We start from the raw sequence: 26,454 nt of genomic DNA, 5'->3' as shown, positions 1-26,454 counted from the left end.
CTGACCCGCCCGCCTGGCCGGCCAGGCGCCTCAGTTGCCCTCGCCGGCCTTCTTGATGCCGAGCAGTTCTTCCAGGCCCGACAAGGTCTCGTCGTTCTTGACCACCGTGCGCAACCACAGGTGCAAGGACATTTCACCCCAACTCGCCGCCTTGTCGGCCAGATAGGCCACCGGACTGTGCGGCTCGGTGCGGCGGAAGAAATCCGCCACTTCGCGCAGCTGCGCCAGCGCCTGCTCACGGGTCTGGATCGGGCCGCGCGCGGCGGCCGGCGGCGCGCCATGGGCTGGCGCATCGGCAACAGGAAAATGATCGGCGGCGGGCAAGGTGGGCTCCACACGAACGGGAACGGCGGGCGCGGAAGGCGCGGACGGCGGCGCCAGGTCGGCACGCACCAGCAGGCCGGCGTCGCGCGCGAACCGATGCGCCAGTTCCGTCACATTGCGCAGCGACTCGCGCACCCGGGAGAACGCCGGGCTGTCTTCGCCCAGCCGCTCATCCAACGTGCGCTCCAATTGCGCGAGCGCCTGCGCGCATCCCTCGAGCTGCGTGTCCAGCTCGGAATAGAACGATGGCGGCGTATCGCGCCGCGCGGCATCGAAACGGTCCAGCGTGAGCTTGCCGCGCGTCAGTTCGTTGGCATTGTCCGGCGTGCGCTTGACGGCATTGGCCAGTTGGCTCGCCGCCTCCCACAGCACCGCGCCGTAGCGCGCGCCATCGGCCTGGGTCAGCGGAATCTCGCCGATGAGTTGCTGCGAGCGCGACAGCAGCCACGCCAGATTGCCGACGCGCTGCTGCACATCGCCATCTTCCGGCACGGGATGCAGCCCGTCCCAGTAATCGCGGCACAGGCCGTCGATCAGCACATAACCATCGCGCAGACCCGCGAACCCGCGCGTCTTGGCCCAGGCCTCGGCAAGCCACGACGCAATGCGTATGTCCTTGCTGCGCTCACGCAGCACCGTGGAGCAAATACGCATCACCTCCGGCCAGTCGGCCTCTTTCAGGTCGATGACCCAATCCCCCTGGTCGAGCTGGGGATCATCGTGCCGGCGGGCCTCGCGGATCGCGTCGAATTCGGGCGAAAACACCAGATCGACGCCGCATGGCGCGTCACCGGGTATCGGTTGCAGCAAAGCGTGGATGTCAGTCATAGGCGCAAGTCGGTGAATAGGCGCAAATCATCCCACAACGGCTTACGTATAACGTTCAAAGATGACACGTCCTATTACAAGGCGCATCACGATGCTTCGCTATGATCTGCGCACCTACCCAAGGAGCATTCATGACGACCAAATCGATCCGTATGCTGCCCGACGGGCGCTTCATCGCAGGCACCCCGCGCCGCGCGCCCGATGGCACCATCGTCGGTGGCGACGGGCCCATCACCCGCGCGCCGGATGGCACCTATGTGGCCGGTACGCCGCAGCGCGCGCCGGACGGCAGCTACAAGGGCGGCGGCGGGCCTGTGCGCATGGCGCCCGACGGCACCTTCGTGGCCGGCCCGGCGCGGCTGGCGCCCGACGGCACGTATCTGTAAACAAATATCTCTCGCGCAACATGTCCCAACGCCCTGTCATCCGCAAAGGCGATAAAACGTCGCACGGCGGCGTGGTCGTGACCGGCGATGAAACCGTCGTCATCTTCGGCCAGCCCATGGCCCGTCTTGGCGACCGTGTCACCTGCCCCAAGTGCGGCGGCACGCACACCATTGTTGAAGGCGTGCAGAACGTTGCCTCGGACCGCATGACCGCGCTGGAAGGCATGCGCACGTCCTGCGGCGCCACCCTGATCGCCAGCCAGCATTTCTATCAGCTGGAATACGGCTGAGCACGCGCCGGGACGGCAGCATCACCGTTCCCAGACCAGCTTTTCGTTGGACAGCACCTCTTCGCCATCCCAACGGTAAGCCACCAACGGCCCTCCCGCCGCCGCCGACCAGTCCAGGCAGGCCAGCTTGCCGCTCTCGATCCTGGGCTGCCCCTTGAACCAGTGATGTCCGATGAAAATGGGCGCGCCGGTGATCGGTGTCCGCCTGAAGTTCTCGGGCAATGCCAGACCATGAATCTGCGGCTCTTGGCCAGCCGGCACCAGGGCGACCTCATGCAAGGCATTGGCCCAATCGCGCCAATTGGCAAGCCGCACCTGGTAATGGCGGTGCCCCTCCTTGTCCTCGATGTAGCGGCCGTCCGGCAAGGCCAACTCCATCCCTGACGTGAGCAGCTTCCTGGCTTGCTCCAGATCCGAGCCCTTTTGGTGAACGGCCAGCAGCACGGCATCGTCCAGTGATTTGCCAGGCGTCCAGCCGGCATCGGTCAGGACCTCGACTGCGCCGTCGTCCCAGCAGGCGTGCGCAAGCCGGATGCCGCCCAAGTCCATCCAGGGCGGCAGTTGGCGAAACCACGCCACCCAGGCGGCATGCTCCGGACTGCCTTCACCGATCTGATTGATGAATGCGCTGTGCTGCTTGCGGTTCTTGCGGCTCGTTTCCGAGTCGCCACGATTGGGCCGCAGGAACTCGCCTGGATTGCGCGGGTCTTCGGTGGCGTAGCCGATGGCGTTGAATTCATGGTTACCCATGATGCACAAGGCCTGGCCGTCATCCATCATGGCCCGCACGATTTCCAGGACCCGCCGCTGCCCCGCGCCTCGATCCACCAGATCGCCAAGAAACACTGCCTGGCGGCCCCGGGGAGCCTGGTAGCCCCTGCCTGCCGGCACGTACCCGAGATGGCGCAACAGGCCCTCGAGCTTCAGGTCTTCGCCGTGAATGTCACCGATGACGTCATACATATGGACTCCATGCGCTGTGTGTTGCCCGCCGTGCGTCAGAGGTGCGGTCGAGCAAGAGAGATCCCGCCAGGCGCACGGTCAAAATCCCCGGAAAGCAAAAAGCCCACCGTTTCCGGTGGGCTTGACGCTTGATACTACTAGAGAATTCTGGTGGGCTGTGAGTGGCTCGAACACTCGACCTACGGATTAAGAGTCCGCTGCTCTACCAACTGAGCTAACAGCCCTGCATGTTCATTCACGACTCCCGCTTTGGAAACCCTGCTTTCGCCAAGTTTCGCCGCGTTTCGTTGTGTTTGATCAGCGAAGAAGCGAGATTATAGAGAGCTTTTTTTGATTGTGCAAGTCCGTGTCCTGGCGATCACAAAAAAGTCGCTAGCCACGAGGATCAGGCCGCGTAGCCGCCGTCCACCGCCAGGCTCGCCCCCGTCACGTAGCGGCCATCCGGCCCGGCCAGGAAAGCCACCATGCCGGCGATATCGCGCGCTTCGCCGTAATGCGGCAAGGACAGCACCGCCACCAGGTCACCGGCGCGTTCGCCGTTGGCCGGGTTCATGTCGGTATCGATCGGTCCCGGATGGACCACGTTGGCCGTGATGCCGCGCGCGCCCAGGTCGCGCGCCAGGCCGCGGGTCATGCCCAGCAGCGCGGATTTGCTGGCCGCGTAAAGCGTCACGCCGGCGCGGCCCGAGCGTTCGGCCAGGCAACTGCCGATGTTGATGATGCGGCCGCCCTGCGGCATCGTGGCCAGCGCCGCCTGGACCGCGACGAACGGCGCGCGCACGTTGATGTTCATGGTGCGCTCGTAGTCGTCCGGCGTCACCTCGTCCAGCGGGCCCGCCAGGAAGATGCCGGCATTGTTCACCAGCACGTCCACCGGCCCCAGCTCGGCGATGGCCTGGCCGACCGCCTGCCGCACCTGCGCCGCGTCGGCCGAATCGGCCTGGATAGCGCGCGCGCGGCGGCCGCCAGACTCGACCTCGCGCGCCAGCGCCGCGGCAGTGTCGCGCGATGCCTCGCTGACATAGGTGAAAGCGACGTCGGCCCCGTCCGCCGCCAGGCGGCGCACGATGGCCGCGCCGATGCCGCGGCTGCCGCCGGTCACGAAAGCGACTTTTCCGTCCAGGTTCTGCATGGCTCAATCCTTATTTGTAGTGATCAATACAAAATATATTCCAATACCGCCGCACGGCCGTCAACAGTTTTTTATCGATCAACACAAAATATCTCCCGCGGGTAAAATTCCCGCTATATGGCAGAACGTGGGCGCCCCCGGAACTTCGACCGAGCCCAGGCCTTGCGCAAGGCCATGGAAGTCTTCTGGTCGAAGGGATACGAAGGAGCATCGCTAACCGATCTGACGGCCGCGATGGGTATCAACTCGCCCAGCCTGTATGGCGCATTCGGTTCAAAAGAGGGGCTCTTTCGCGAAGCGGTTCAGCTTTACCGCGACACCGATGGCGCCGCCTCGCGGCAAGCGCTCGCTGCTGGCGCCACCGCCCGCGAAGGCGTGCGCGGCATGCTGCTGGCGGCGGCCGAGCGCTTCACCGCCCCCGGCGCCCCGCCTGGCTGCCTGATCGTGTTGGGCGCGCCATCCGGCGCCAACAGCCACGACGGCGTCGGCGCCTTCCTCGGAGACAACCGGCGCGACATGCAAGGCTGCATCCTGGCGCGCCTGACCGCCGCCGCGGCCGCGGGTGAACTCCCCCCCGGCGCCGACCTGAAAGGGCTGGCCGCCTTCTACACCACCATCCTGCACGGAATGTCGATCCAGGCGCGCGACGGCGCCAGCCGCAAGACCCTGCAAGCCGTGGCGCGCCAGGCGATGTGCGCCTGGGACGCGATCACCGGCGGCTCGCCGCCGTCCGGCCTTCCGCCCGGACGCGCCCAAGCCTGAAGGGGCTGACCATGTTCCGCATCGACCTGCGGCGCCTCATCCTCTGGGTCAGCCTGCTGTCGATCTTCCTGGTGCTGGCGGCGGGGCTGCACGCCAGCTATCTCGTGCAACGCGACCTGCTGCTGCACAACGCGCTCGAGAGCAATCGCGTCTACGCCGCGAAGCTGGCCGCCACCACCGAGTACTTCCTGGGCGATCTGCGGCGCCACCTGGCCTACAGCGCCGATGTGCTGGCCGATATGGAAACCCAGCCCGGGCTGATGACGGCGGAGGCCCGCCGCCAGGAGGAGCAGCTCGGCCATTTCAATTCCAGCTTTATCGTCTCGTCACAGGGCAAGGTGCTGGCGGCATCGACCTCCTATCCGCAACTGCTGGGCCAACAGATGACCAGCGATGCCGCCCGCACCGCGCTGAGCACCCGCCGTCCGGTCATCAGCGAACCGTTCCGGGCCCGCAACGGCCGCTGGCTCATCCTCTGCACCCACCCCATCTTCTCGCGCGACTATCGCTATCTCGGCTATATCGCCGGCACGCTCTATTTGCACGAAGACAATGTGCTCGACCGGTTGCTCGGCCAGCACTTCAACCGCGACGACTCGCTGCTGTATGTGCTGTCGCGCGACGGCACCCTGATCTATCACCCTGACCGCAGCCGCCTCGGACAGGCTTCCGCCGACAAGGACGCGCTGCGGGCCGCGCTGCGTGGCGAAACCGGCGAATTGCGCTTCACCGATGCCGCGGGCACTGCGATCCTGGCCGGCTATGCCCCGGTGCCCAGCGCTGGCTGGACCATCATCGCGCAACGGCCGGTGGCCAGCACGCTGCTGCCGCTCAACGACCTGCTGATGGCCACGGCCCGCAATACGCTGCCGCTGCTGCTGATTTCGATTGTGCTGCTGTGGCTGCTGTCGCGCTGGATCGCGCGGCCGCTCGGTGAACTGGCCGGCATCGCCAGACACATGCAGGATCCCGACTCGGCAGAGCGCATCCGCAAGGTGCGCTCGTGGTATTTCGAGGCCACCCAGCTCAAACGTGCGCTGTTGATGGGACTGACGTCGATCCAGCACAAGATCCGCGACCTGCGCCGCGCGTCCACCACCGACACGCTCACCGGCCTGTTGAACCGCCGCGGCCTGAATGAGGCCATGACGCTGCTGCAGGCGGCGGAGACGCCGCTCGCCATCGTGGCGTTGGACATCGACCACTTCAAGGCGATCAATGACCGCCATGGCCATGCCGCCGGCGACCAGGCCCTGCGGGTGCTGGCGAAGCTGCTGGCCGAAGGCTCGCGCCAGGGAGACACCGTGGCCCGCAGCGGCGGCGAGGAGTTCGTCATGCTGATGCCGGGCGCGCCCCTGGCGGCGGCGGTGGCCTCGGCCGAACGCCTGCGCCGCAAACTGGCGCGTCTGGGAACCGAAGCGGGCCTGCCCGCGCCCATCACCCTGTCGGCCGGCGTGGCCGGCTATCCGGCCCATGGCGCCACGCTGGACGAGGTCATCCAACGCGCCGACCGGGCGCTCTACTATGCCAAGAACCACGGCCGCAACACGGTCTGCGTCGCCGACAACCAGGCCGACGGCGGCGCGCGCGTGGCGCTGCCGCGCTGACCGCGCTACCTGCCCTTGGGCGCTGGCGCCTTGGGCGGCGTGCGCATCTGCTTGAGCAGCATGCCGCAGGAATTATCGTCGCTGGTGCTGGGCGCGATCAGCGCCAGCAGGCCCGCCGCCGGCGTCAGGATCACGCCCAGCGCCACCATGCCCGCGCCGCGGGCCGCCAGCGGCCCCACATGCACGCCCACGTCCGGCTTGCCGAAGGTGCCGCGCACATACAGCGGCGACCGCAGCGAGAAGATGCGAAACCCCTTGCTGTCCGGCGTGATATCCAGATCGAGCTTCTCGTCCTTGAAGTCGGCGGTGCCGGTGATGTTGATCAGCGCATTCTCGGTGTCGAACACGAACACGCGCGGCGTCATCAGGCCGCGCTTCATTTCCAGGTCCGCGGCGCCGCAATTGATCTTGACCTCGTCGTCGCCGAACAGCTTGGAGACGACGTAGTTGCCCACATTCAGCCCGGCGATCTCCATCAGGCTGCGGCTGATCACGCCATCGTTGACCAGCATCTTCACATCGCCGCTGGCCGACCCGAGCAGCGCGGCCACGGAATTGCCCGTGCCGGAAAGCGCCAGATCGCCATTCAACTCGCCCAGTGTCTTCTGCATGGCCTCGGTAGCGGGGAACAGTTGCTTCAGGCGCAGGCGCCGCGCGTGCATCTCGACGCGGCCGGTCAACGGCGCGTCGGCGCCGTCGAGCCGCACGCTCGCGGCCATGCTGCCGCCCGCCATACCGAAACGCAGCGGGTCGAGCGTCAGCTGGCCGTCCTGCAGCACCAGATGCACCGACAGGTCGGACAACGGCAGCTTGGCGTCATGCACGATGCGGCCGGCCTCCAGCGCCACATCGGCATCCATGTCGCGCCAGCGGTCGGTGCGAAATGCCTGCGTCGGCAGCACCTTGCCGCCCGGCGGCTTGGCCGGCGCATCCTTGGCCTTGTCCTGCGGCGGCGTGGCCTTGCCGGACTGCACGCCGATCAACGGCCCCAGATCGGCCATGCGCAGTTGCCTGGACGACAGCTTGCCGGTCAGCCGGGGACGCGGCGCGGCCAACGAGAACGACACGTCGCCATGCAGGTCGCTGTCGCCGACGCGGCCGTTGAAATCGCGGTAGTCGAACACCGCGCCGCCGGCATTGCGCAGCCTGGCCACCAGATGGCCGTCGGTGGAATACGGCGGCGTGTCCGGCAGCGTCACGCCGGTCAGCGGATACAACTGCGCCATGGATCCGCCCGACAGCCTCAGGCGCAGGTCCAGCGCGCCCAGGTTGACCGGATCGGTCAGGGTGCCGGCCACGGCCGCCCTGGTGCCGCCGATCGTCACCTCGGCCTGTACCGGAAACGGCTGCCGGGGCTCCTGCAGGGCCAGCATGCCGCCGACCTTGCCCTCGCCCTTGGCGGGCAGGCCCTTGTACCTGCCCGCCACCTTCCAGCCGAAAACGTAGTCGCGCGGCGCGGCTTTCGCATCCTGCGCGGCGAAAGCCGCACCGGCCACGTCGGCGAACGGCACCGGCTTGCCGAGTGGATCGACCTGCACGGTCAGATCGGCCTGCAGGATCGCGTCGGTCAGGCCAATGCGGCCCTTGTCAAAGCCGATTTCATTGATATCCAGCACCCAGGGGGATGGCTCGCCGCTCTCTGGCAGGGTGAAGACCCAATTGGCGCGGCCGTCGGCCAGGCGCTCCAGGTCAGCGGACGGCTCGGTCAACTGGATCCGCCGTATCACCACCCGCTGACGCAGCAGGGGCAGCGGCGCCAGGCTGAACTCGCCACGTTTGAGGGTCGCGAACTGCGGCGCCTTGGCCCAATCGGTGTTGCCGATGCGGATATCGTTGGCCACGATGTGCGGCCACGGCACCCAGGCGCGCCATCCGCCCTGGTCCGGTTCCCGCGACCACGCGACGCTCAGGTCGCCGTTGATGGCGAAGGGCCGTCCGATGGCCGCGCTGACGCGCTCATTGATCATCGGCCTGGCGCGATTCCAGTCGAACGTGGCAATCACCACCACCGCTACCGCCACCAGGAGGGCCAGCCCCCCTACGATCCCGCCCACTATTTTTGTTCTGCGCGTCATCGTTATCATCCTTGCCGTTGCCGCCGGCGCGCCGCTGCCCCGGCCCTATTTACCCTCAAGGGTAGCGCGCCGGGCCGGGCGGGTTAAGCTTGCCGGCCTCATAATGTGTACGGATTTTTCCGTGTCACAGAGAGCCCGGTCGGCAAAAGTTACAAAGCGGGCCGGCCCGGCCGGAGACTTCGCCGGACGGGAAGGCATGATTCCTACCGTTTTTTTGACGCCGGCCCTGTTCAAATGCGCGGGGCGATCGACCCGCCGCCGCCGCGCGCGGAACCGCAGTACTACCAGGAGGCCCGATGCGGCATTCAAGCTTGATCTTCGTGGTGGCAGCCTTTGCCCTGCTGACCCTTAGCCGACTGGCCCTGGCCGCCTGGCAATGGCGGCGCGTGCGCGATGCCGGCGGGCTCGCGCCCCTGCTGCTGGGCGGCCTGCGCATCGACGCCCACCAGATCGGCGTGCTGGCGGCGTTGCCGGCGGTGCTGTCGCCCTGGTTCGGCCACCTGCCGTTCGCCGCCACCGCCGCCGGCATCTGGTACCTGGTCGCCTTCATCCTGCTGGCCTTCCTGGAAGTCGCCACGCCACCATTCATCCTGGAATACGACACCCGTCCCAACCGGCTGTTCGTCGAATACCTGAAACACCCGCGCGAGGTTTCCGGCATGCTGTGGCGCGGCTACAAGGGCGCGCTGCTGGGCGGTTTCGGCGCCCTGGGCCTGATCGGCTGGGGCGCTTACAGTCTGTTCGGCCACGCCGCGCCCGACGCGCCGCTGGCCTGGTGGCAAATGCCGCTGGCGAGCCTGGCGATCCTGGCCGTGGTGATCCTGGCGATCCGCGGCACGCTCGGCCACCGCCCGATCAACCCCTCGTCGGTCGCCTACAGTTCCGATGGCATGCTCAACACCCTGGCGCTGAACTCGCTGTACAACGTGTTCTATGCCGTCTACAGCATGAAAAACGAGAAGTCGGCCTCCGCCGTCTATGGCGACATGGACGACGACGACATGCACCGCCGCGTCCTGGCGCGCGCCGGCCTGCCCTATCCCCCGCCCGACGCGCACCATCCCAGCCTGCATCGCCAGCCCGCCAGCCGCCAGACCTCGCGCCCGCTCAACCTGGTCATCATTCTCGAGGAAAGCCTGGGCGCCCAATACAGCGCCAGCCTGGGCGGCATGGACCTGACCCCCGAGCTCGACGCCCTGGCGCGAGACGCCTGGACCTTCACCCGTGCCTATGCCACGGGCACACGCTCGGTGCGAGGCCTGGAGGCCGTCGTCACCGGCTTCCTGCCGACCCCGGCCCAGGCGGTGCTGAAACTGCCGCGCTCGCAGCGCGGCTTCTTCTCGCTGGCCGACCTGCTGGGCCGTCACGGTTATCACTCGCGCTTCATCTATGGCGGCGAATCGCACTTCGACAACATGAAGGGCTTCTTCCTGGGCAATGGCTTCAGGCAGATCGTCGACCGCGAGGACTTCGTCGACCCGGCCTTCGTCGGCACCTGGGGCGCCTCGGACGAAGACATGTTCAACCAACTCGACCGGCTGCTGCGCGAAGACGGCGACCAACCCACCTTCACGCTGGCCTTCAGCGTCTCGAACCACTCGCCCTGGGAATACCCGGCGGGGCGCATCCAGACCGAAGGCAACCCGGCCACCGTGGAGAACACCGTGCGCTATGCCGATTGGGCGCTGGGCCGTTTCTTCGAACGCGCCAAGGCCGCGCCCTATTGGGAAAACACGGTGTTCCTGATCGCCGCCGACCATGACTCGCGCGTGTTCGGCGCCAGCCTGGTGCCGGTGCGCCATTTCCATATTCCGGCGGTGATCCTGGGCGCGGGCATCGAAGCGCGGCGCGACGACCGCCTGATCAGCCAGATCGACCTGGCGCCGACGCTGCTGTCGCTGATCGGCGTCGACACCGAACATCCGATGCTCGGCCACGACCTGACCCGCAGCACGCCGGGCCGCGCCATCATGCAGTACGACAACACCTATGGCTACCTGAAGGAAGACCACCTGCTGGTGATGGCGCCGAACAAGCCGCCGGTGCAGTACCGCTATACCGCGCCGCAAGACTACGCCCCGGTGCCGCTGGACCCGGACCTGGCCGGCGAGGCGCTGGCACACGCGCTGTGGCCCAGCTGGGCCTACCGCGAAGGCCGCTATTGCCTTCCGGGCGCGGCAGCCGTGGCGCCGGGCGCGGCCCGCTGACTCCCTACACTGGCCGGCGGAACGCCTGGCGCGCCTGCTCGCTCGCGCGGTGGCAATGGCAGTCGGGATGATGGTCGTTGACCATGCCTACCGACTGCATGAACGCATAGACCGTCGTCGGCCCAACGAACTTCCAGCCCAGCTTCTTGAGGGCCTTGGACAAGGCCTCGGACTGCGGCGAAGTCGACGCGCCGCGCGTCGAAGGCTCCCCGGCCGGCGCTTCGAAACGCCAGAAGAACGCGCCCAGAGAGCCTTCACGCGCGATCATTTCCAGCGCCCGCCCGGCGTTGTTGATGACGGCTTCGATCTTGCCGCGATGCCGCACGATGCCGGCGTCGGCCAGCAACGCCTCGACCTGCCTGTCACCGAAGCGCGCCACCTTGGCCGGGTCGAACCCGGCGAACCCACGGCGGAATGCCTCGCGCTTGTTCAGGATGGTGCGCCAGCTCAGGCCCGACTGGAACCCTTCGAGACACAACTGCTCGAACAGGGCGCGGTCATCGCCTTGCGGACGCCCCCATTCGGTATCGTGGTACGCCATGTATTCGGCGGACGTATCGACCCAGCGGCAACGGGCAAGGCCGTCGGGGAAATCGGAATTGGCTGTCATGGGAAGCGTCCTGGCGGCTGTCGGGTGTCAAATGCTACCGCAGCAACGTCCCCGAAAAAAGGCATGGCGGCCGCATAGCGAATCCCGCTACTATCTCCACCCCTGATCCCGCGCCGGCCCTGTCCTCGCGCGCCCCGGGTCGAGCAGGCGGGCTTGCGGCATGCAAGCCCGTTGTGCGTCATGCCGGGCTGGACAGGTATCCGGATACTCCCCATGTCCCAGCTCGAGACTGCCGCCCTGACTCTGGTATCGCCCGCCCTGCTGGCCGGCGACAGCAACCCCGCCGCCAATCCCTGCCTGGACTGCGGCGCCTGTTGCTCGCATTTCCGGGTGTCGTTCTATATCGGGGAATTGGCCGGGGAAAACGGCGGCCACGTGCCGCTCGAACTGGTCACGCAGATCAGTCCGCTACGGGCCTGCATGAAAGGCACCGAGATGGGAGCCGGCCGCTGCGTCGCACTGCGCGGCCAGTTGGGACGGCCGGGGATCCATTGCGCCATCTACGAAAACCGCCCCACGCCGTGCCGCGAATTCGATATCTGGCAGCCCGACGGTTCGCCCAATCCGGATTGCCAACGGCTGCGGCTGGCGCTGGGACTGGCGCCGGTGCCGCCACGGCCCGATGCGGAAAACGACCCGCAAGGCCCCTCGCACCCCAACCAGCCCGACCAGCCCGCCGCCGCCTGATGCGGCGCCGTCCTTAGCGGGCGGCGGCCAGCAGGCCCTCGGCCTGTCGTGGCGCCTCCTCGCCGACACGACAGGCGCGGGCCGCGCTGGCGCGCCGGCGCGGCCGCACGATGCCAGGATCCTTGCCCAGGAAACTCAACACGTTCTGCATGACGCGTTCGCGCTCATGATCGACGCAGATCATGTGATAGCTGTCGCGCAGCAACACCACCGACGCGCCGGGAATCCGCGCCCCCAGCAGCCGCGCCGAGCGCGGGCTGGTCAGCTCGTCCTCGATCGCGTGCATCACCAGGACCGGACAGCGCATACGTTCCAGCCCGCGCTTGACCATGCGGCGCAGCCGGTCGACCTGGCGCACGCAGGCCAGCGGCACCCATTGGTAATGAAAGCCGTCGCCGCGCGCGAACCCGGCCTTGATGAACGCCCGCACCAATTCACTCTTGACGCCGTAGGGGTCTTCTTCCTCGACACGAATGCGGCGCGGCACGCCCGGCACGTGGTACAGCAGGTGGCGCAAGGCGCGATACCAAGGCGTGCTCCAGCCATCCAGGAACACCGGCGCCGACAGCGCCACCAGCGTGCCACGGCTATGCGACTCGCGCTTGCACAGTTCCACCGCCAGCAACGCGCCCAGGCACATGCCGATGACGTGCACCTGCTCGTACTGCGCGCACAACTCGCGGTAGCGGCAGGTGACCACCGCCATCCAATCCTCGACCCGCACGTCCAACAGATCTTCGGGGCGGCCCGCGTGGCCGGGCAGCGTCACGCCATGAGTGTCCACGCCCGCGCGCCCCAGCACCCGGTGCAGCGACCCCATGTCGAATTCGGTGCCACCCAGCCCGTGGATCAGCAACGCGGCGGTGCGCGGCGCCGTCATGACGTGGCTCCGGCCGTGGCGTCGAGCTGCCAGGCGCTGCGGGTGGCCGTCAGCAGGCGCGCCAGGATCGAGGCGAAGACAAGTGCCGGAGCCGGCGGGGCGCCGCCGCCAGCCTGCGGCGGGGCGAGCAATGGTTGGCAATTCATGGAACACCCTTGATGCATGACGGGCGGAACGGGAAGCCCTGTCCTACCCTGACGCCATGGTAGGCACGCGGCGCGCGCGAAGATCCGCACATCTGTCGGAAAAACGTGAAGATCCGTAAAGGGTGGACCGCGACGGGGCAGCGCCCTGCCCGCCTGCCTCGCGCGCATCCCGGCGGCCGGAGGCGGTCCGCTGACGCGCGCTTATTCGCGGCCGGCGAGGTAGCGCGTGGGGGTCATGCCGAAGGCGCCGCGGAAACTGCCGATGAAGGCGCTGGTGCTTTCGTAGCCTACCGCCAGCGCCGCCTCGGTCACGGAGTCGCCGCGGCACAGCATCTCCAGCGCCCGCAACAGCCGCGCCTGCTGGCGCCACTGACCCAGCGTGACGCCGGTTTCCTGGCGGAAGCGGCGCATCAGGGTCCGCGGCGACATGTTCAGGCGTTGCGCCCAATCGTCGATGCCCGATGGATCGTCGGGCGTGCCCAGCAGGGAATTGGCCAGGTCCTGCAGGCGCGGATCGTCCGGCATTGGCAGCAGCATCGGGGCGTGATCGCGCTGCGTGATCTCGGCCAGCAGCACGTCGAACAGCTGCGCCAGATAGGCCTCCGACAGTTCACCGGCCTGGCTGGTGGTGAAGCGCTCGATCAAGGCGTCGATCAGGCGCGACGACGGCCAGGAACGGCAGTGATCCGGCAATCGCTCGCAGGCGTCGGCCCGCACGTACAGGAACGAACCGCGCGCCTCGCCGAACCAGCGGGCGGCATGCTGCACGCCCGGGGGAATCCAGCCGAGGCTGCCTGGCAGCACCGTCCAGACCTGGCTGCCGGCCTGCACCAGCACCAGGCCGGCATGCACCAGCACCAGCATGCCCTCGTCGTGAGCATGGTCAGGCACGGCGATGCCTTTGGACGTCCGCGGGTGCCGGATGCTGAAGGGCGTCAGCAGAACGCCGGGAAGGGCGTGGTGGACCACGGCCAGGTCGGGCATGGTTGGCAGGTTCGAGCTACAGGTTGACGGGTTCGCGTTAGCGGGCCTTCTTGAAAATGTACATCATTCTCATCATTGAGGCATCGCCCCCGGCACGGAGAATCATCATGGACCATACCCGCTTGCGCGTGGCCGGCATCAAAGCCACTTTCCCACGCCTGAAGATCCTCGACATCTTCCACCAGCACGCGGACCAGCACCTGAGCGCCGCGGATATCTACCGCAACCTCATCTCGGAGCACAGCCGCATCGGCCTGGCCACGGTCTATCGCGTCATCACGCAACTCGAGGACGCCGGGCTGCTCAAACGGACTCAACTCGACTCGCATTCCACCGTGTATGAGCTGAACGACAAGGGACATCACGACCACCTGGTCTGCCGCCACTGCGGCCGCATCCAGGAATCCAGCGACACCGCCATGGCGCAACGGGTTCGCAAGATCGCGAAGGACAGCGGCTTCACGCTGGAGTCCTACAGCCTGGTGCTTTACGGCGGCTGCGGCTGCCGCAAGGACGCCCCCATCCCCTCCATTGGAGCATTCGAATGAACCGCGACCAGTTTTTCTTCCACGACCTGTCCCAATTCCCCATCGTCACCGCGCGGCACGGCAGCGCGCCGGCCGGTTACGCCGCCAGCTGGATCCGCGAGATGGAAATGCTGGTCGACAACCCACAGACCTTCGTCATGGTGGTGCCGGACATGCGCCAGCAAGCCAGCCATGACGATCGCAAGGCCATGATCGAATGGCAGACCAGCAACATGCCGCGCCTGAAGGCTCGCTGCCGCGCTTTCATCGCGATCGAGCGCGATAGCGCCGCGCTCGCCCAGATCCGCAAGCGCGGCGAGAAGATGGCGCGCGCGTTCGGCATGCCCTTCCTGGCCGTGGCCACGCCGCATGAAGCGGTGCAATGCGCGCGTGAACTGCTGGGGCAGGCCGGCCCCGGCGGTTTCCGGGTGGACTGAACCGGACCGCCACTCTCCCCGCTTCCAGACGCGCCTTCGGGCGCGTTTTTTTTGGCGCGCCTCCCCGATCCGGCCACAAAGTCCGGCATCCGGGGTTATTGCTGAAATTAGAATGCAATATTGAGAAATTTGCGATTGTGGCAAAAGGTGTTGCTGGACTAAATTCCACGTCAGGCCCATCGCCTGTCCCGCAGGCTCCCGGGATCGGTCTTCCGGCGCCCCGACACCCTCCGGAAAGCGCTCCCGTCCCGCCCGCGGCGCAACCCGCGCCCGCTTCCATGGTCCGACACTGTTGATCGCAGTGTCCGCCAGACGCCACGGCGCGCGGCGCCCCCACGGACCGCCACCGCCCGCGCTGTCCGTAGCGCTTGCCCGCCGCCCGGACTCGACACTGCGATTTACGGCACTCATACCAATGAAGCGATTCCAATTTGACAGCACCGCGCTTCGTTACTTTCTCACCGTCGTCGACACAGGTTCCGTCAATGGCGCCGCCGCGCGCCTCAACGTCGTCAGTTCGGCCGTCAGCCGGCAGATCGCCGGCCTGGAACAGCGCCTGCAGAATCAGCTGTTCGAGCGCCACCCCAAAGGCATGCGGGTCACCGAAGTCGGCCGCATCCTGGCCGACCATGCGCGCCGCGTCGAGGCCGACGCCGCGCGCACCTATGCCGAAATCGACAGCCAGAACGGCCGTTATATCCAGACCGTGAAAATCGCTGGCGCGCCCGGCTTCGCCGCCTATGCCCTGCCGCGCAAGTTCGCGGCGTTCCAGGCCGAACACCCGTCCATCCGGTTTCACCTTCATATCCTGGATGCCGGTCTGGTGGCCGAGCGCGTCCGCTCGGCCCAGGCCGACATTGGCGTCACCTACAGCCACGCGGCGGAAAAGGACATCGCCGTCATCCATTCGCACCCGGCCGAAATCGTCGCGGTCATGCGCCCGGGCCATCCGCTGGCCGCCTGCGACTCGCTGCACATCACCCAACTGTCCGCTTATCCGCTGGCCCTGCCCGATAGCGGCAGCGCCCTGCGGCAAGTGCTGGAAATGGCCTGCAGCCTGTATAACATCACGCTGTCGCCGGCCTTTACCTCTAATCTGCCGGATGCGGCCTATCACTACGTCCTCATGGGCGACGCCATCACCCTGTGCGCCCGCCTGACCGCCGCCGACCAGCTCGAAGCCGGCCGCCTCATCTGCCGTCCAATCAACGACGCACTGCTCAACGCCGGCCAGCTCCAGTTCCAGACCCACGCTTCGCGCCCGCTGTCGGACGCCGCCCACCGCTTCCTGCGCTTCATCCGCAGCGACACCCCCTGACGGCCCCGGACCCAGGCATTGCCGAAAGCAGAATGCCCGGGTGAAAAATAATTAATTGTTAGATTTGTAATTCAAATTTACATTGGCTCCGATTTTCAGGGCGCCCGGTTCGCCAGGTCGCCCGCGTCATACACAGGAGCCCACCATGCTGAAGAATCTGAAGATACGCACCGGTCTGCTGGCCGTGCTGGCCCTCTTCGTCCTGGCGCTGGCGGTCGCCACCGGCATGGGGTGGCTGTACGCCAAGGCCGCCGATCGCGCGGTCGACGACCTGAACTCGGTCGCCGCCGAGCAGACCCGGCCGCTGTATGAAGCGCAGACATTGTTGTTGCGCAGTCGCCTGACCCTGGTGGCGGCGTACCTGGACATCGTTTCCGGCAAGGGCAGCCAGGCCCAGGCCAGCATCGACCAGGCCAATCAGGCGCTGCAGGAGGCGCGCAAGCGCTTCGCGGTGTACCAGCGCGTGTCCAAGGCCACCGCCGCGGGCACGAAGCTGGCGAGCGAACTGGACAGCGTCTTCAACGCCTACGTCGGCAGCATCCAGACACTGGAGCAGGCCTTGCAGAAGCAATCCGCCGAGGGCTATGCAAGCGCCGTGGCGGACACCCGGAGCGCCGATGCCCGCTTTGCCGAGCGCGTGACCGCCTTCCTCGAACACACCGAGCGCCGCAGCGCCTCCATCAACACCGCCTCCGACCTGCGCTACGAACGGGCCCAACTGTCCGCCATCGTCATGCTGGCACTGGCCGCGGTACTGGCGCTGGGCTGCTGGCGCTTCATCGGCCGCCAGGTGCTGCAACCGCTGAAGGACGCCGCCGTGCATTTCGACCGCATCGCCTCCGGCGACCTGACCCAGCGGGTCGCGGTGAACAGCGACAACGAGATCGGCATCCTGTTCACGGCGCTCAAGCGCATGCAGGAAAGCCTCACGCGCACCGTCAGCGAAGTGCGCCGCAGCGTCACCGAGATCAACACCGGCGCCGCCGAGATCGCCTCGGGCAACACCAACCTGTCGGCGCGCACCGAGGAACAGGCCGCCTCCTTGGAACAGACCGCCGCATCCATGGAGGAACTGGCCACGACGGTCAAGCAGAACACCGAACACGCGCATCAGGCCAATACCCTGGCGGCCGAGAGCCGCAGCATCGCCCTGCGCGGCGGCGAGGCCGTGGGCCAGGTGGTGACGACCATGGACCGTATCTCGGAAAGCTCGCGCCGCATCGCGGAAATCGTCTCGGTGATCGATGGCATCGCCTTCCAGACCAACATCCTGGCCCTGAACGCGGCGGTCGAAGCCGCCCGCGCCGGCGAACAGGGCAAGGGATTCGCGGTGGTCGCCGGCGAAGTGCGCACCCTGGCGCAGCGCAGCGCCCAGGCGGCGCGCGAAGTGAAGGACCTGATCGAACAGTCATCCGGCAACGTCGCCAGCGGCGCCGAGCAGGTGCGCGCCGCCGGCGACACCATGCAGGAGATCGTGACCTCGGTGCAGCGCGTTACGCAGATCATGGCGGAAATCACCGAAGCTTCGACCGAACAGGCCACCGGCATCGACCAGATCAACGGCGCCGTAACGCAGATGGACGACGTCACCCAGCAGAACGCCGCCCTGGTCGAACAGGCCGCTGCCGCCGCCGCCTCGCTGGAAGAACAGGCCAAACGCCTGGCGGCCACCGCCGCGTTCTTCAAGCTGCCGGTCGAAACGGTGATCGACGTCACGCCCCAGGCAATTGCGATGCCGCTGCGGCCGGCCATGGTGAACTGAACGCGGTTCCGGGCCGGGCCGCTGGGCCCGGGGCTTAAGACTCCGCCCGATCGGCCGTTGTCCGTAGGTCAGGCCCCGCGGCAGCGCCGCGGCCGGCCTTCATCCGACCACGAGCCCACGACGCATGAGCCGCGCCCTCGCCTGTCAATTCTGCCTCTCGACGCTGGCCCAAGGCGCCCCGCTGCTGGAACGCAACGGCGCCGCCATCTGCAAGACCTGTGTCGACGCCTTCTCGGTCGAGTTCGCCGAGCGGGCCTGGGCCATGGCCTCGTCGCTGGATGAACAGCTCGACGTGCTGCTGATCGAAAGCCAGCGGGCGCTGGAGCAAAGCGCCACCCTGGCCGAACGCGCGCGCGGCTGCGGCCTGAGCCTGGCCGATCTGTCGGCGATGCCGCCGCGCCCCCTGTCCTGATCCGTCGGCACGGCCGACAGGTGATGGCGGCGACCGATCCCTTGACCTCAACCGCGGTTGAGGTTCGATACTGCGGCTTCATCAATACGGTTTGTCCACGGAGCCCCGCATGTCGTCCCGCATCACCCCCGCCCTGTCCTCGCTCGCCTTCATCAATCCGCCTGGCCTGTATGACCCTCGCCCCAATGGCTACTCGCACGTGGCCGTGGCCGACACGCCCGCCCGGCTGGTGTTCGCCGCCGGCCAGGGCGGCGAAAACAGTCGGGGCGAACTCTCCCCCGATTTCCTCGCCCAAGTGCGCCAGGCGCTGGACAACGTCCAGACTGCCTTGCAAGCGGCCGGCGCCACCCTGTTCGACGTCGCCAAGCTGACGGTGCTGGTGGTCGACCACAGCCAGGAGCGCCTGGCGCTGTTCTCCAACGAGATCAAGTCGCGCTGGGGCATCCACCTGGCGCCCGCTTGCACCTTGATCCCGGTGCCGCGGCTGGCGCTCGATGGCATGCTGGTGGAGATCGAGGCAACGGCGCTGCTGCCGCTTTGATCTGCGGTTTTGATCAGCGGTTTTGATCAGCCTTTTGGATCACGGTTGGGTCAACGCTCGAGCTCTCGCCTCGGCCCATATAGGTGGCGCACAACGTACTCAGTGCCCGTATGTGGGCCCACGCCCCGCCCGCTCCTTCGCCACAAACAAAAAGCCCCTGGTTGCGAAACCAGGGGCTTTCGTCGCACATCTGCATTTTTGCAGATCTGCAATTTGCACATCAGAGATCCAGCAAGCGCTGAACCAGAAATGAGTGGTGGGCTGAGCGAGACTCGAACTCGCGACCAACGGATTAAAAGTCCGCTGCTCTACCGACTGAGCTATCAGCCCGACCGAAGCCCGAAATTATGGCTGATTTCGCCAGCCTTGTCAAAAAAATGACGGCGCGCTCGCCCCTGCCCCAATGCAAAACGGCCGCTCGCGCGGCCGTCCTGTTATGAGGGTGACGCTTCCGGCTTACCAGGCAGCGACCACCGCGCCCTTGAACTTGGTCTCGATGAACTGCTTGACCGCCGGGCTGTGGTAGATGCTGACCAGCTTGGCGAATTCGGGACGGTCCTTGTCCTTTTCACGCACCACCAGCACGTTGGCGTAGGGCGAGTCGGGCGACTCCTGGGCAATCGCGTCGGTGGCCGGATTCAGGCCGGCTTCCAGCGCGAAGTTGGTGTTCACGGCCGAGGCGTCGGTGTCGTCCAGCGAACGCGGCAGTTGGGCGGCGTCCAGTTCGATGAAGCGCAGCTTCTTCGGGTTCTCGATGACGTCGATCGGCGTGGCCTTCAGGCCCGCTTCCGGACGCAGCTTGATCAGGCCATTGGCCTGCAGCAGCAACAGGGCGCGGCCGCCGTTGGTGGGATCGTTCGGCAGCGCGATGCGGGCGCCGTCCTTCAACTCCGCCAGCGACTTGATCTTCTTGCTGTAGATGCCGATCGGGAAAATCACGGTCTTGGCGATGCTCACCAGCTTGTAGCCACGGTCGGCGTTGGCGTTGTCCAGGTAGGGCTGGTGCTGATAGCTGTTCATGTCCAGGTCACCGGATGCCAGCGCGACGTTCGGCTGCACGTAGTCGGTGAATTCGATCACCTGGACGTTCAGCCCCTGCTTGGCGGCTTCCTGCTTGACCACGTCGAAGATCTGGGCGTGCGGGCCGGCGGTGACGCCAACCTTCAGCGGCTTGTCCTGCGCCAGCGCGGGCTGGGTGAATACGGCGGCGCCGAGGGCGAACGCGGCCAGCGACTTCAAAACCTTGATGCTCATGTTGCGAATATCCCGAATGTCGGAAGGAGAGGGAAGAATGGATGGCGCCCGCGCTCAACGGTGCGAGATGCGGCGCACGTAGCGGTCGCCCAGGCTCTGGATCAGTTGCACCAGCACGATCAGCACGATGACCACGGCGGCCATCACGTCGGACTGGAAGCGCTGGTAGCCGTAGCGGATCGCCAGGTCGCCCAGGCCACCGCCACCGATGGCGCCGGCCATGGCCGAGTAGCCGATCAGGCTGACCACGGTGACGATCGTGGCGGCGATCAGGCCGGGCAGCGCCTCGGGCAGCAGCACCTTCATGATGATCTGCATCGGCGAGGCGCCCATGGCGCGCGCGGCGGTGATCAGGCCCGGATCGACTTCGCGCATGGCGTTCTCGGCGATGCGCGCCATGAACGGGATCGCGGCCACCGACAGCGGCACGATGGCGGCGGTGGTGCCGATCGAGGTCTGCGCCACCAGGCGCGTGAACGGAATGATGGCGACCATCAGGATCACGAACGGCACCGAACGGGTGGCGTTGATGACCGCGCCCAGCGCGTGGTTGACGGCCTGGTTCTCCAGCATGTTGCCGCGCGCGGTCACGGTCAGGATCACGCCCAGCGGAATGCCGACCAGCACCGCGATGGCGCTGGCCACCCCCACCATCAGCAGGGTATCAAGCAGCGACGTAATAAGCAGGTCGATCAGTTGCGGGCTCATGAGCGATTTCTTCAACGGTGATGTCACGGGCGGTCAACGCGGCGAGGGCGTCCTTGACCGCGGCGGGCGTGCCTTGGGCCAGCACGAACATCGTGCCGACGGCCACGCCCTGGATGTCTTCGACGCGCGCCTGCACCAGGCCCACGTCCAGCGAATACTGCGTCGCCAGGTCGGACAGGAACGAGCCCGACGCGTCGGTGCCGGTCAGCGACAGGCGCAGCAGGCGCACGGCCTGGCCCGGTTTGGCGGCGGCCAGCGTCTCGATGCGCTGCTTGACCGCTGCCAGCGTGGCGTCGCTCAGGTCAGACGCGGTCGCGGCCGACACCATGGCGCGGGTCACTTCATGGCGCGGCTGCGCGAACACTTCGCGCGTGCTGCCCATCTCGACCACTTCGCCCTGCGACAGCACGGCCACGCGGTCGCAGACCTCGCGCACCACTTCCATCTGGTGCGTGATCATGACTACGGTGATGCCGGTCTTGCGGTTGATGTCGCGCAGCAGCGCCAGGATGTTGTGGGTGGTCTCGGGATCGAGCGCCGACGTGGCCTCATCGCTGAGCAGCACGTCCGGATTGTTGGCCAGTGCGCGCGCGATGCCGACGCGCTGCTTCTGGCCGCCACTGATCTGGCTGGGATAGCGGTCGCGCAGGTGCTCCAGGCCCACCAGGGCCAGCAGGCGTTCGACGCGGGCCGGGATCTCGCTCTTGGCGACGCCGGCGATTTCCAGCGGCAGCGCCACGTTGCCGTACACCGTGCGGCGCGACAGCAGGTTGAAGCCCTGGAACACCATGCCGATACGGCGGCGCTGGGCGCGCAACTGCGCCTCGCTCAGCCCGGTCAGGGCCTGCCCGCCAATCGAGATGGAACCCTCGTTGGGGCGTTCCAGCAGGTTGATGCACTGGACCAGCGTGCTTTTACCGGCCCCGCTGGGGCCGATGATGCCGAAGACCTCGCCCTGCTGGATGTGCAGGTTGATGCCCCGCAGCGCCTGGAACTGGCCATGCGGCGTGGCGTAGGTCTTGGATAGGTTCTCGATCTGAATCATGGCAAGCGATTTTGTATCTTTTCTCTTCTGAAGAGAACGACCGTTTTTTCCATTTTTAATAACTTACAGTAATATAAAATGCGCCGGCGCAAAGACGTAAAGGGCAGTCGGGAAGGAAAGCCTTCCTGACTGCCCTTTTTTTCGATGGCCGGCGAACCGGCCCCAGCCGCCTCAGCGCGCGCGCGAAATACGGACTTCCGCGCCGCGGCGCTTGACCTCCAGTCCCTCGGACGGCGAGATGCGCAGACCTTCCAGCCCCTTGATATAGCTGGAGCCCTGCATCTGCATGACACGGATCTTGTTGCGCATGACCACCGGGTTGTGCACCGGCATGCCGAACATCCAGACTTCATCCAGGATGCGGGCCGAATTGAATTCACCCGTGTGCTGCGCCGCCGGACCGAGACAGAGCATGTGCCCTTCGCGCCCGAACACCGGGAACTGGCCCAGGTCGCAATCGATGGTCCAGGTGGTGCCGCCTTCGTAGCGGTGACCGGTGTTCAGGTCCCACCAGGCATCGCCCTTGGGCAGATACACCCGCTGCTGGCTGCCCGGCGCGGTGATCGGCGCCACCAGCAGGGCCGGACCCAGCAGGTACTGCAGATCCCATTCGTGCGCGTGCGGGTCGTTGGGGAACGACATGGCCATTGAACGCTGCACCGGCAGGCCGGTGCGCGCCGCGTCCTCGATGGCGCCCAGCACGTAGGGCACCAGGCGATAGCGCCACTGCATCCAGGTCTTGACGTGCGCCAGCGTCTCGTCGCCAAAGTCCCACGGCAACAGGCCCGCCACGCCCTGGAAGGAGAAATTCGCCGAGAACACGCCGGCGGTCAGCCAGCGCAGGTACAGCTCGGGCGTCATGTCGGCGGTGCCGCGCGAGCCGGTGCCGATGCCATGCACCTGGACCGGCAGACCCGAGGCGCCGATCGACAACGCGGTGCGCAGGGTATGGCGCAGGCCTTCCCAGGTGTTGTCGACCTGCGGCCCCACCTGCCACGGCAGGCGCTGCGCGGCGGGGAACAGGTCGGTGCTGGGCACCACGCCTTCGGGCGGCACCTTCAGGCCGGCGACGGCGTCGAACAGCGCGCGGCGCACCAGCAGCGGATACATGCTGCGCAGCGCCGGGCCGGTTTCACCGTTGCGCGCGGACACGCCATCGGGAATGGCGATCTGGGCGTCGCAGGCGGGCGCGTCCAGGCCATCCTCGACCAATTGGCGATGGCGCTCGACCCACAGGTTGTAGATGTCGCGATAGGTCAGGTCCAGCAGGCCGTACGGCTGGCCCGAGGTGGCGCGGTTGCCGTCGAACACCTGTGCCGAGCCATCTTCGCGCGTGAGCAACCAGCCACGGTCTTCGAGTTCCTCGAACAGCGGGCTGGTCTTGATGACGCCGGGAAAGCCCGACGCGGCCACATGCACGTTGTGCTTGTGAAACAGCGCCAGCATCTGCTTGGCATCCGGGAAGCGCTGGGCGTCCCATTCGAACACGGTCTTGTCGGCCTGGAAGCCCCATGCCGCCGGCTGCGCCAGCGTCACCGCGTCGACCGGGATCTGGTGTTCGCGCATGCGGCCCAGCAGCGCCACGGTCTGCGTCGGCATTTCGCCGCTGGCCTGCTGCAGCCAGGCGCCCATGGCCCACAGCACCGGCTGGCCGGCGCGGCCGGTCAGCGCGGTGTACTGGTTCAGGATTTCGGCGGGCTCACCGGCGAACAGGAACACGTCCAGGACCACGTCATCGACGCTGACGACATAGGCCGAATCGGCCGGCGCCACGCCCACCGCGTGTTCGACGCGACGCATCGTGTTGACATACACGCCCCAGCCGCGCGGGCTCCATGCCAGCGGCAGGGCCCGGTGTTCCGGGTCGTCGGAGACCACGGATTCCTCGCGGCGATTCAGGTCGCCCGGGGTTTCGCCCAAGCCATAGACGCGCTCTTCGGGCAGCAGGGTGAAGCCCGCCGTCCATACCGCGTCGTCGGCCTGGTCCAGCGCGTTGTACCCGAATGCGGGCGTATGCGCGGAGACCTCGGACTCGAACACCCGCTCTTCGTTGCGATAGAGCACGAAGCGTACGGGGTTGGATTGGATTTCCAGGGCCACGTCGCCCTGGGTGATGCGCCAACCGTCCCCGCCATCGCGTGGGGCGATGGCGGCCTCGCCCACCGCCTCCTGGCGCGCGAGCAACATCTCGGCCACGGCGCGCGCACGCGCGCCAGGCTTGTCATCGGTAAGGTGGTTCGCCTCGCCGCAGCGCAGGCGAAACACACCAGGCGCATGCGCCTCGACTACCAGGTGCAACCCATCGCCCGCGTCGAAATCGATGCGACTGGGGCGGGACGTCAGCAGCTCTACATTCTCGAGCTGGGTAGTATGGGCAAAGTCGAACTTGGGCGGCACAGAGCATCCCCCGGCTTAAGCCAAAAACCATCAAAAGACGCTATTTTGACGGATTTGAGCTTTGAAATAAACTCGGTCCCTCTTTTGGACAGCGATATCATCCAAAAAAGGGGTCGCAAAGCCCCCGGCCGGCCCTAATCCGACGAATCGCCGGCAAGCCGCCGCAACGCCAGGTTCGCGCCCAACACGGGCCTATCTGGCGCCAAATCCTGGCATTTTTTGCCATTCTACGCCTGTGCGCCCGCGCCCGCCGCCCCCGCTTTTCAGCGCGGAGCGATCAGCGCGGACAGATCGGTTTCAAGAGGTGACGGCTCGCCGCCCAGCCGCGCCGCGATCAGATCGCCCATCAACGCCGACCACGACAACCCGCGCGACGCATAGCCGGCAGCCAGCCACAGGCCGGGCGCATGGGCGAGTTCGCCCACCGCGGGCAGGCGGCCTGGCAGCACCGCGCGCCATCCCGCCCAGCCCGGCAACGTGCCCGGCGCCAGGGCCCGCAAGGCGCCAGCGCCCAGCAGGCCGGCCGCCTTGTCCAGGGTAACGCGCTGGCCTTCGGCGCCGACCCGCGGCTCCGCGGCGCCATGCACGTAGGTGCTGCCCGCCACGCACCCGGCGCCGGTATCCGGCAACAGGTAGCCTTCGCCGCCCACCACGCAGCGCGGGCCGCCGCCCAGCGCGGCGGCAGGGATCAGCGTGACTTCTCCCGCCAGCGCGTGCATCTGCGCCACCCGCGGCAACGGCGCCAGCAGGCCGCTGGCGTCCAGTACGGCGCGCGCGCCAAATGCATTGGCGAGCACCACGGTATCGGCCTGCGCCAAGATCGAGTCCGCCCCATCCCGCGCGCACCAGCCGCTGGCCGCGCGCGTCAGCCGCGCCACCTGAGCCGGCACGACCCGCACGCCCGGAGTCGCCAACAGGGCGGGAATCAACAGGCTGGGCTGCACCAGCATGCCCTGGCCGAAAAACACCCCGCCGCGCGCCAACGGCAGGCCGGCCAGCGCGCTGGCCTCGTCCTGGCTCACCGCGCGCACCCAATCGGCGGGAAACGCCAGGGTTGCCAGGGTGTCCGCCAGCGCCGCCGCGCGGCCCGCGTCCCGATCCAGTTGCACCGTGCCGCAGACCCGCGGCGCGGCGCCGCCCGGCAGGCCGGCCCATCGGGCCAGGGCGCGCCCGCTACCGGCGCGCGATAGGCGTGCGCGGGCGTTGTCGTCGCGCGCCAGCACTGGCGTCAACGCCGCCGCCACGTGGCCGGCATGCGCCGCCTCCCCTTGCCCCAGGGCCGCATCCAGCACGGTCACGCGCCAGCCGCGCAAGGCCAGCGCCTGCGCAATGCCCGCGCCCGCCAGTCCGGCGCCCACCACCAGCGCATGGCGCGCGTCATCGTCCGCCGCCGGCGCGGCGTCCGCGCCCCCGCTCGCCGTTGCCACCGTCATGTGCCATTTGCCGCCATAGCCCGGCGCTCGCCGCGCCTCGAAACCCGCAGCCTGCAACGCCCGCCGCAGTTCTCCGGTGCAGGCCCAGGTGGCAAGCGTGGCGCCCGGCGCCGCAAGCCGGGCCAGATTTCGCAGCAACGGCGTATCCCACATGCGCGGATTGCGTTCGGGCGCGAAGCCATCGAGGAAATAAGCATCCACACGCGCCGCGATGCGCGGCGCCAGGGCCTGCGCATCGCCGAAACCGAGCGTCAGGGTCACCGCGCCCGCTTCGAATTCGAGTCGATGCAGGCCCGGCAACAACGGCGGCCATCGCGCCGCCAATTGCGCCGCCAGGCCCGCGAGCGGCTCCGGCGCATGCCGCGCCAATAACGCCGCCAGGTCCTCGCGGCCGAAGGGATGCGCCTCCAGCGAGACCATATGCAATCGGCGCGGGCGCTGCGGATCGTCGCGCCAGGCGCGCCACAATGCCAGGAAATTCAGGCCCAGGCCGAAACCGGTCTCGCATACGGTGAACGCCCCGCGTCCCCGCCAGCGCTCCGGCAACCCGTTGCCACGCAGGAACACCTGCTCGGCCTGCCCCAGCGCGCCCGAGGGCGAGTGATAGACGTCGCCATATGCCGGGCTGTAAAGCCGGCCTTGCGCGTCGAATCCGACAACGGCGGGGGTCAGGGGCACATAGGACGAAGACATGGAAACCGGCTCAGGAAATATCGGGAAAGGCGGAAAAAAAGGATTA

Annotated in this window: 25 protein-coding genes and 2 tRNA genes; 12 read left to right on the top strand and 15 right to left on the bottom strand. The window is 67.3% G+C overall.

From position 1 onward, the window contains the following. Positions 1-30 precede the first annotated feature (30 nt). Positions 31-1,152: a type VI secretion system protein TssA gene (tssA, locus tag HV701_RS20325; protein ID WP_175134815.1), complete on the bottom strand. Its 1,122-nt coding sequence runs from the start codon at positions 1,150-1,152 to the stop codon at positions 31-33. A 131-nt stretch (positions 1,153-1,283) separates the two neighbouring features. Between tssA and HV701_RS20320 the strand changes: the two genes are divergently transcribed. Next, on the top strand, positions 1,284-1,538 hold the full coding sequence (locus HV701_RS20320; RefSeq protein ID WP_236755094.1) for a hypothetical protein: 255 nt from the start codon (positions 1,284-1,286) through the stop codon (positions 1,536-1,538). A 20-nt stretch (positions 1,539-1,558) separates the two neighbouring features. After that, complete coding sequence (locus HV701_RS20315) at positions 1,559-1,828, top strand: PAAR domain-containing protein (protein WP_175134814.1); 270 nt, start codon at positions 1,559-1,561, stop codon at positions 1,826-1,828. Between the two features lie 21 nt (positions 1,829-1,849). On the opposite strand, the gene HV701_RS20310 is transcribed toward HV701_RS20315, so the two are convergent. From HV701_RS20310 to HV701_RS20300, 3 genes are all read right to left on the bottom strand, one after another. Continuing rightward, the gene (locus HV701_RS20310) at positions 1,850-2,791 is read right to left on the bottom strand and encodes a metallophosphoesterase (protein ID WP_175134813.1); all 942 of its coding nucleotides are present in this window, start codon (positions 2,789-2,791) and stop codon (positions 1,850-1,852) included. Positions 2,792-2,939: 148 nt separating this feature from the next. After that, positions 2,940-3,015 (bottom strand) — tRNA-Lys (locus HV701_RS20305). A gap of 161 nt (positions 3,016-3,176) precedes the next feature. After that, a complete protein-coding gene (locus HV701_RS20300; protein ID WP_175134812.1) occupies positions 3,177-3,923 on the bottom strand; it encodes a 3-oxoacyl-ACP reductase family protein in 747 nt (248 codons plus the stop codon). A 117-nt stretch (positions 3,924-4,040) separates the two neighbouring features. Between HV701_RS20300 and HV701_RS20295 the strand changes: the two genes are divergently transcribed. After that, positions 4,041-4,685 (top strand): TetR/AcrR family transcriptional regulator, encoded by a 645-nt coding sequence (locus HV701_RS20295; protein ID WP_175134811.1) that lies wholly within the window; start codon positions 4,041-4,043, stop codon positions 4,683-4,685. A gap of 11 nt (positions 4,686-4,696) precedes the next feature. Then, a complete protein-coding gene (locus HV701_RS20290) occupies positions 4,697-6,292 on the top strand; it encodes a GGDEF domain-containing protein (RefSeq protein WP_175134810.1) in 1,596 nt (531 codons plus the stop codon). A 5-nt stretch (positions 6,293-6,297) separates the two neighbouring features. On the opposite strand, the gene HV701_RS20285 is transcribed toward HV701_RS20290, so the two are convergent. After that, positions 6,298-8,367 (bottom strand): AsmA family protein, encoded by a 2,070-nt coding sequence (locus tag HV701_RS20285; RefSeq protein ID WP_175134809.1) that lies wholly within the window; start codon positions 8,365-8,367, stop codon positions 6,298-6,300. A 296-nt stretch (positions 8,368-8,663) separates the two neighbouring features. On the opposite strand from HV701_RS20285, the gene HV701_RS20280 reads away from it, so the two are divergent. Further along, complete coding sequence (locus tag HV701_RS20280) at positions 8,664-10,574, top strand: LTA synthase family protein (RefSeq protein WP_175134808.1); 1,911 nt, start codon at positions 8,664-8,666, stop codon at positions 10,572-10,574. A 4-nt stretch (positions 10,575-10,578) separates the two neighbouring features. Here the strand turns inward: HV701_RS20280 and HV701_RS20275 are convergent, their stop codons facing one another. Further along, complete coding sequence (locus tag HV701_RS20275) at positions 10,579-11,184, bottom strand: DNA-3-methyladenine glycosylase I (protein ID WP_175134807.1); 606 nt, start codon at positions 11,182-11,184, stop codon at positions 10,579-10,581. A gap of 213 nt (positions 11,185-11,397) precedes the next feature. On the opposite strand from HV701_RS20275, the gene HV701_RS20270 reads away from it, so the two are divergent. Then, positions 11,398-11,871, top strand: a complete 474-nt coding sequence (locus tag HV701_RS20270) for a YkgJ family cysteine cluster protein (RefSeq protein ID WP_175134806.1) — start codon at positions 11,398-11,400, stop codon at positions 11,869-11,871. A gap of 13 nt (positions 11,872-11,884) precedes the next feature. On the opposite strand, the gene HV701_RS20265 is transcribed toward HV701_RS20270, so the two are convergent. The 3 genes from HV701_RS20265 to HV701_RS20255 form a co-directional block, all read right to left on the bottom strand. Further along, entirely contained in the window at positions 11,885-12,751 is an 867-nt protein-coding gene (locus tag HV701_RS20265; protein ID WP_175134805.1) for an alpha/beta hydrolase, read from the bottom strand. Then, a complete protein-coding gene (locus HV701_RS20260) occupies positions 12,748-12,897 on the bottom strand; it encodes a hypothetical protein (protein ID WP_175134804.1) in 150 nt (49 codons plus the stop codon). Before HV701_RS20260 ends, HV701_RS20265 begins: the two co-directional genes overlap by 4 nt. A 201-nt stretch (positions 12,898-13,098) precedes the next feature. After that, on the bottom strand, positions 13,099-13,881 hold the full coding sequence (locus HV701_RS20255) for a helix-turn-helix transcriptional regulator (protein WP_175134803.1): 783 nt from the start codon (positions 13,879-13,881) through the stop codon (positions 13,099-13,101). 107 nt (positions 13,882-13,988) lie between these two features. Between HV701_RS20255 and HV701_RS20250 the strand changes: the two genes are divergently transcribed. The 6 genes from HV701_RS20250 (at position 13,989) to HV701_RS20225 (ending at position 18,878) form a co-directional block, all read left to right on the top strand. After that, the gene (locus HV701_RS20250) at positions 13,989-14,429 is read left to right on the top strand and encodes a Fur family transcriptional regulator (protein ID WP_175134802.1); all 441 of its coding nucleotides are present in this window, start codon (positions 13,989-13,991) and stop codon (positions 14,427-14,429) included. Beyond that, complete coding sequence (locus tag HV701_RS20245) at positions 14,426-14,845, top strand: hypothetical protein (protein WP_175134801.1); 420 nt, start codon at positions 14,426-14,428, stop codon at positions 14,843-14,845. The genes HV701_RS20250 and HV701_RS20245 overlap by 4 nt, the downstream gene beginning before the upstream one ends. 415 nt (positions 14,846-15,260) lie before the next feature. Then, entirely contained in the window at positions 15,261-16,163 is a 903-nt protein-coding gene (locus tag HV701_RS20240) for a LysR family transcriptional regulator (protein WP_175134800.1), read from the top strand. Positions 16,164-16,308: 145 nt separating this feature from the next. After that, the gene (locus HV701_RS20235; protein ID WP_175134799.1) at positions 16,309-17,925 is read left to right on the top strand and encodes a methyl-accepting chemotaxis protein; all 1,617 of its coding nucleotides are present in this window, start codon (positions 16,309-16,311) and stop codon (positions 17,923-17,925) included. Between the two features lie 124 nt (positions 17,926-18,049). Then, positions 18,050-18,337: an MSHA biogenesis protein MshH gene (locus HV701_RS20230; protein ID WP_175134798.1), complete on the top strand. Its 288-nt coding sequence runs from the start codon at positions 18,050-18,052 to the stop codon at positions 18,335-18,337. Positions 18,338-18,446: 109 nt separating this feature from the next. Next, positions 18,447-18,878 (top strand): RidA family protein, encoded by a 432-nt coding sequence (locus HV701_RS20225; RefSeq protein WP_175134797.1) that lies wholly within the window; start codon positions 18,447-18,449, stop codon positions 18,876-18,878. Positions 18,879-19,132: 254 nt separating this feature from the next. Here the strand turns inward: HV701_RS20225 and HV701_RS20220 are convergent. From HV701_RS20220 to mnmC, 6 genes are all read right to left on the bottom strand, one after another. Then, a tRNA-Lys gene (locus HV701_RS20220) sits at positions 19,133-19,208 on the bottom strand. Positions 19,209-19,334: 126 nt separating this feature from the next. Beyond that, on the bottom strand, positions 19,335-20,132 hold the full coding sequence (locus tag HV701_RS20215) for a MetQ/NlpA family ABC transporter substrate-binding protein (RefSeq protein WP_175134796.1): 798 nt from the start codon (positions 20,130-20,132) through the stop codon (positions 19,335-19,337). A gap of 54 nt (positions 20,133-20,186) precedes the next feature. Beyond that, a complete protein-coding gene (locus HV701_RS20210) occupies positions 20,187-20,840 on the bottom strand; it encodes a methionine ABC transporter permease (protein WP_006388812.1) in 654 nt (217 codons plus the stop codon). Beyond that, positions 20,797-21,885, bottom strand: coding sequence for a methionine ABC transporter ATP-binding protein (locus HV701_RS20205; RefSeq protein WP_175134795.1), 1,089 nt, complete (start codon positions 21,883-21,885; stop codon positions 20,797-20,799). The genes HV701_RS20210 and HV701_RS20205 overlap by 44 nt, the downstream gene beginning before the upstream one ends. A gap of 171 nt (positions 21,886-22,056) precedes the next feature. Continuing rightward, positions 22,057-24,282: a glycoside hydrolase family 31 protein gene (locus HV701_RS20200; protein ID WP_175134794.1), complete on the bottom strand. Its 2,226-nt coding sequence runs from the start codon at positions 24,280-24,282 to the stop codon at positions 22,057-22,059. A gap of 263 nt (positions 24,283-24,545) precedes the next feature. After that, positions 24,546-26,408, bottom strand: a complete 1,863-nt coding sequence (gene mnmC, locus HV701_RS20195; protein ID WP_175134793.1) for a bifunctional tRNA (5-methylaminomethyl-2-thiouridine)(34)-methyltransferase MnmC2/FAD-dependent 5-carboxymethylaminomethyl-2-thiouridine(34) oxidoreductase MnmC1 — start codon at positions 26,406-26,408, stop codon at positions 24,546-24,548. Between the last annotated feature and the right edge of the window lie 46 nt (positions 26,409-26,454).

The organism is Achromobacter pulmonis (assembly GCF_902859765.1).
Taxonomy (GTDB): Bacteria; Pseudomonadota; Gammaproteobacteria; order Burkholderiales; family Burkholderiaceae_B; genus Achromobacter; species Achromobacter pulmonis.
The sequence above is the reverse complement of the archived record's forward strand: the minus strand, read 5'-3'. Positions and strand labels throughout refer to the sequence as shown.